The organism is Cellulomonas septica, from assembly GCF_012396155.1.
GTDB classification, from domain to species: domain Bacteria; phylum Actinomycetota; class Actinomycetes; order Actinomycetales; family Cellulomonadaceae; genus Cellulomonas; species Cellulomonas septica.
Map to the genome: position 1 here is coordinate 1 of NZ_JAAXOY010000266.1, position 4,611 is coordinate 4,611.

Annotated in this window: 7 protein-coding genes and 1 pseudogene; 5 read left to right on the forward strand and 3 right to left on the reverse strand. The window is 72.2% G+C overall.

Annotated elements, in window-relative coordinates; genetic code table 11:
• Both HGA02_RS20950 and HGA02_RS11145 read right to left on the reverse strand, forming a co-directional pair.
• A pseudogene (locus HGA02_RS20950) lies at positions 1-192 on the reverse strand (DoxX family protein); the annotation flags it as partial.
• A gap of 12 nt (positions 193-204) precedes the next feature.
• Complete coding sequence (locus tag HGA02_RS11145) at positions 205-750, reverse strand: ferritin (protein WP_168679067.1); 546 nt, start codon at positions 748-750, stop codon at positions 205-207.
• 103 nt (positions 751-853) lie between these two features.
• Between HGA02_RS11145 and HGA02_RS11150 the strand changes: the two genes are divergently transcribed.
• Positions 854-1,618 carry a sigma-70 family RNA polymerase sigma factor gene (locus HGA02_RS11150; RefSeq protein WP_168679068.1) on the forward strand — a complete coding sequence of 255 codons (765 nt, stop codon included), beginning with the start codon at positions 854-856 and terminating at the stop codon, positions 1,616-1,618.
• Positions 1,615-1,902 carry a mycothiol system anti-sigma-R factor gene (gene rsrA, locus HGA02_RS11155; RefSeq protein ID WP_168679069.1) on the forward strand — a complete coding sequence of 96 codons (288 nt, stop codon included), beginning with the start codon at positions 1,615-1,617 and terminating at the stop codon, positions 1,900-1,902. Before HGA02_RS11150 ends, rsrA begins: the two co-directional genes overlap by 4 nt.
• 68 nt (positions 1,903-1,970) lie before the next feature.
• On the opposite strand, the gene HGA02_RS21825 is transcribed toward rsrA, so the two are convergent.
• Complete coding sequence (locus HGA02_RS21825) at positions 1,971-2,045, reverse strand: 50S ribosomal protein bL37 (protein WP_370521008.1); 75 nt, start codon at positions 2,043-2,045, stop codon at positions 1,971-1,973.
• 107 nt (positions 2,046-2,152) lie between these two features.
• Here HGA02_RS21825 and HGA02_RS11160 point away from each other — a divergent pair, with 107 nt between their 5' ends.
• From HGA02_RS11160 to HGA02_RS11170, 3 genes are all read left to right on the forward strand, one after another.
• On the forward strand, positions 2,153-3,241 hold the full coding sequence (locus tag HGA02_RS11160; protein ID WP_162351388.1) for a type IV pilus twitching motility protein PilT: 1,089 nt from the start codon (positions 2,153-2,155) through the stop codon (positions 3,239-3,241).
• A gap of 150 nt (positions 3,242-3,391) precedes the next feature.
• Positions 3,392-4,198, forward strand: coding sequence for a DUF4097 family beta strand repeat-containing protein (locus HGA02_RS11165; protein ID WP_168679070.1), 807 nt, complete (start codon positions 3,392-3,394; stop codon positions 4,196-4,198).
• A partial coding sequence (locus tag HGA02_RS11170) for a PadR family transcriptional regulator (protein ID WP_246247684.1) occupies positions 4,198-4,611 on the forward strand: 414 nt, incomplete at its 3' end. The genes HGA02_RS11165 and HGA02_RS11170, both read left to right, overlap by 1 nt.

Consider the following 4,611-nt stretch of genomic DNA (forward strand, 5'->3'; position numbering starts at 1 on the left):
CTCGGTGAGCTCGAGCCCGAGGACTCCGCGGGTGGCCCCGGCACCGCGCACCGCCGCGGGGACGCGGGCGTCGACCGTGTCGAGTGCGGCGCGTGCGTGGGCCGCGTGCACGGCGGGGTGGCGCACGACGTCGAGGCCCTCGACGACGAACCAGGTGGCGAACAGGGGGCGGGCGATGCGACGCAGCAGCACGTGGACTCCTCCTTACAGCGCGCCGCCGGCCGCGGCCGGGGCGTCGGGTGACTCGCCGGAGTCGCCGATGGTCTCCCGGGCGACGAAGTTCTCGAGGTCGAACAGGTTGTCGCCGGCGCGGGTCGCGACGGTCAGCAGGGTGCGGGCGGAGGCGACCTCCTCGACCTGCTCCTTGAGGAACCACAGCAGGAACTGCTCGCCGAGCGCGTCGCCCTCGGCGCGCGCGGCCCGGAAGATCGCCTCGATCTGCTCGGTGACCTGCTGCTCCTGCGTGAGCGCGAGCGCGACCGGCTCGACGACCGAGGAGAACCGGTTGCGCACCGGACCCCCGGGCGGGATCTCGACGTCGAGGTCCCGGTCCAGCAGGTACTGGACGAGCATCATCGCGTGGTTGCGCTCCTCGAGCGCCTGCCGGTAGTAGTGCCGGGCGAGCTGCGGCAGGTCCTGGCCGTCGCACCACACGGCGATCGCGACGTACTGCTGGTGCGCGTCGAACTCGTGCCCGATCTGCTCGCGCAGCAGCCGGAGGAACTCCGAGCCGGTCGACGGTGTCGTCATGTCGGCCACGCTAGTGCGCGCGGGGGCGTCGCGCCGCGAGGGCGGGAGGGCGACGCGCCGCGCGGGCGGGAATGCGTCGCGCGTACGTGTCGTTGTGCAGCGCATGAGCCCGACAGTCCAGGCGCCGACCCGTGCGCCCGCCCCCGTCGTGCCCGGCGTCCTCATCGGCTGGGCGGGTGTGCCGTCCACCGACGGTGCCCCCACCGGTGCGACCCCGTCGGCGGGGCTAGGCTCGTGGGCGATGAGCGAGGACACCCACCGCGCACCCGACGCCGAGGACGAGGGCGCCCGGACCGCGCGGTTCGAGGCCGAGGCGCTGGTCTACCTGGACCAGCTGTACGGCGCTGCCCTGCGGATGACGCGCAACCCGGCGGACGCCGAGGACCTGGTGCAGGAGACCTTCACCAAGGCGTTCGCGGCGTTCCACCAGTACCGGCCGGGCACGAACCTCAAGGCGTGGCTCTACCGGATCCTGACGAACACGTACATCAACTCCTACCGCAAGAAGCAGCGCGAGCCGCAGCAGTCGCGGTCGGAGGAGATCGAGGACTGGCAGCTCGCGCGTGCGGAGTCGCACACGTCGAGCGGCCTGCGTTCCGCCGAGGCGGAGGCGCTGGACCACCTCCCGGACTCCGACGTCAAGGACGCGCTCCAGCGCATCCCGGAGGAGTTCCGGATCGCGGTGTACCTCGCCGACGTCGAGGGGTTCGCGTACAAGGAGATCGCCGAGATCATGGGGACGCCGATCGGGACGGTGATGTCCCGGCTCCACCGGGGACGTGCGCAGCTGCGGGAGCTGCTCACGGACTACGCGCGCGAGCGCGGCCTGGTGGCGGCGGCACCGAGCGCGCCGGAGGGTGCTCGATGAGCGAGATGGACGAGTCGGTCACGCAGATGACCGGCGGGTGCGGCAACAACTGCGAGGACGCGCTGGACCGGCTCTGGGAGTACCTGGACGCCGAGCTGGCCGACGTCGACGCCCAGACGGTGCGGACGCACCTGGCCGAGTGCCAGGGGTGCCTGCACGAGTACGACCTCGACGTCGTCGTGAAGCACCTGGTGCGACGCGGCTGCCAGGAGGTGGCACCCGACACGTTGCGGGTCCGCATCCACGAGCAGCTGACCGTGCACCTGCGCTCGCCGCAGACCTGACAGGCCGAAGGCCCGGTCCCCACGTGGGGTCCGGGCCTTCGTGCGTGCGGGAGCGTCCCGGCCTGAGCTCAGGCGTTGGGACGCTTGCCGTGGTTCGCGCCGTTGCCCGCTCGGGAACGACGCTTGCGGCCGCGCTTGCTCATGGATCGTCTCCTCGACGTGTGTGCTGGTTGCCCTCCATCGTCCCACATCGCACGAGGACCCCCGACGGCCGCTCAAGTCGGCGGGCAATCCGGCCGATAAGGGCTGCGTGACCCAGAGCACGCAGTCCGTCATCCCGTTCCTGCACGCCCTCGCCAGCACGGGCGGCTCCGACCTGCACTGCAAGGTCGGCTCCGCGCCGCGCGTGCGCGTCGACGGGCGGCTGCGCAAGCTGCAGGTGCCGGACCTGCGTCCGTCGGACACCGAGCGGATGCTCGAGGAGGTCCTGCCCGACGACCTGGTCGAGAAGTTCCGCACGACGCACGAGGCCGACTTCGCGTACTCGCTCTCGGGTGTGGGGCGGTTCCGCGTGAACGCCTACCAGGCGCGCGGCACGTACGGCCTGGTGTTCCGGCGGGTCGCCGTGGGCGCCGAGTCGCTCGGCACGCTGGGGCTGCCGGAGGTCGTGGGGGAGCTCGCGCTCGAGCCGCGCGGCCTCGTGCTGGTGACGGGCCCGACGGGGTCGGGCAAGACGACGACGCTCGCGTCGATGGTCGACCTCATCAACACGTACCGCGAGGTCAACATCGTCACGATCGAGGACCCGATCGAGATCCTGCACCACGACAAGAAGGCGATCGTGTCGCAGCGGGAGGTGCGCCAGGACACCGCCGACTTCACGGTCGCGCTGCGCGCCGCGATGCGGCAGGACCCCGACGTGATCCTGGTCGGCGAGATGCGCGACGTGGAGACGGTCCGCGCGGCGCTGTCCGCGGCGGAGACCGGCCACCTGGTCCTGTCGACGCTGCACACGATCGACGCGGCGGAGTCGATCAACCGCGTCGTGGACTTCTTCCCGCCGCACGAGCAGAAGCAGGTGCGCGTGGCGCTCGCGCAGGCCCTGCGCGGCATCGTGTCGCAGCGCCTGGTCCGCCGGGCCGACGGGACGGGCCGGCGCGCCGCGGTCGAGGTCATGGTCAACACGGGCCGCACGGCCGAGGTGATCCTCGACCCGATGAGCGGCCCGCCGCTGATCGACCTCATCAAGGACGGCGACTTCTACAAGATGCAGACGTTCGACCAGCACCTGTTCCAGCTGGTCCGGGACGACGTCATCACGTACGAGGAGGCCATGGCGACCTCGACGAACCCGCACGACCTCACGGTGGAGCTGCGGCAGGCGGGCCTCGTGTCCTGACCGCTCCACCACCTGCGTGCCCCCGGCGAGGCGCGCACCCGGCCGACCGGCGGGGTGCGCGCCTTCGTCGTCCCCGGGGGTTGCGTGTCGCGTCAGACGCGATATAACGTGTTCGACGGAACGAGATATATCGCGAAGAGGAGCAGCAGCATGGCCACCGAGACGTGGGTCGTCGCCCACCCCCAGATCATCGAGGTCGAGCAGGTCGCGGCCCTGCGCGTCCAGCTCGTCGGCGGGCGGGTCGACGTCGTCGCCCGCGACGAGCCCGGCGCGCGCATCGAGGTGCACGACGTCGAGGGCCGCCCGCTCGAGATCACGCTCGTCGACGGCGAGCTCCGCGTCGGCTACTCGTTCACGCTCAGCGGCTGGGAGGGGTGGCTCGAGAAGGTCCGCAACTTCCGCGACAAGGACCGCGCCGACGTGCACATCGCCGTCCCGCGCGAGGTCTACGCCAAGGTCGGCACGGTCAGCGCCGAGGGACTGCTGGCCGGCACGGTGTCGGACTCGTCGGTGTCGACCGTGTCCGGGTCGCTCGTCGTCGACGGCACCCGCGGCCGGCTGTCGGCCCACACCGTCTCGGGCGAGGTCGTCGTCCGCGACCACGCGGGCGACCTCCAGCTGAACTCGGTGTCGGGCGAGCTCGCGGCGTCGGGCGAGCTGACGCTCGTGCAGGCCAACACCGTGTCCGGCGCGCTCACGTTCGACGTCACCTCCGGGACCTCGTCGCTCACCGCGTCGAGCGTCTCGGGCGACGTGACCGTGCGCCTGCCGTACGGCAGGGGTGTCCAGGTCCGCGCGCAGTCGGTGTCGGGGCGTCTCGTCGTCGACGACGAGGAGTACAAGGGCTCGATGCCCGGCCAGCGCAAGGTCGACCTGCGCACCGGTGACGGCGCGTGCTTCGTGCAGGCGAGCTCGGTCTCCGGCCACATCACGGTGCTGCGCGGGGCCGCGCGATGATGGCTCCGGTGTTCGCGCACGGGCAGCTGCGGCTCTACCTGCTGTCCCTGCTGGAGTCCGGGCCCAAGCACGGGTACGAGCTCATCACCGCGCTCTCCGACCGGTTCGGCGGCACCTACCGCCCGAGCGCCGGCACGATCTACCCGCGTCTCGCCCGGCTCGAGGAGGAGGGCCTGGTCGTCCGCGTCGACCAGGAGCGCAAGAGCACCTACTCGCTGACCGACGCAGGGCGGGCCGAGCTGGCCGCACGCGAGGCCGACCTCGCCGACCTCGAGGAGGGCATCGCGGACACCGTCCGCGACCGTGCCGCGTCGGTGCGTGCCGACGTCCGGGGGGAGATGCGCGGGCTGCGCGCCGACCTGGCCGCCGCCGCGCAGCAGGCCCGTGCCACGGCCGTGCAGCACCAGCCGCCC

Excerpts from the sequence above, each read along its gene's own strand:
- rsrA (WP_168679069.1), top strand. The coding sequence starts at position 1,615 with ATGAGCGAGATGGACGAGTCGGTCACGCAGATGACCGGCGGGTGCGGC.
- HGA02_RS11145 (WP_168679067.1), bottom strand. The coding sequence starts at position 750 with ATGACGACACCGTCGACCGGCTCGGAGTTCCTCCGGCTGCTGCGCGAG.
- HGA02_RS11150 (WP_168679068.1), top strand. The coding sequence starts at position 854 with ATGAGCCCGACAGTCCAGGCGCCGACCCGTGCGCCCGCCCCCGTCGTG.
- HGA02_RS11165 (WP_168679070.1), top strand. The coding sequence starts at position 3,392 with ATGGCCACCGAGACGTGGGTCGTCGCCCACCCCCAGATCATCGAGGTC.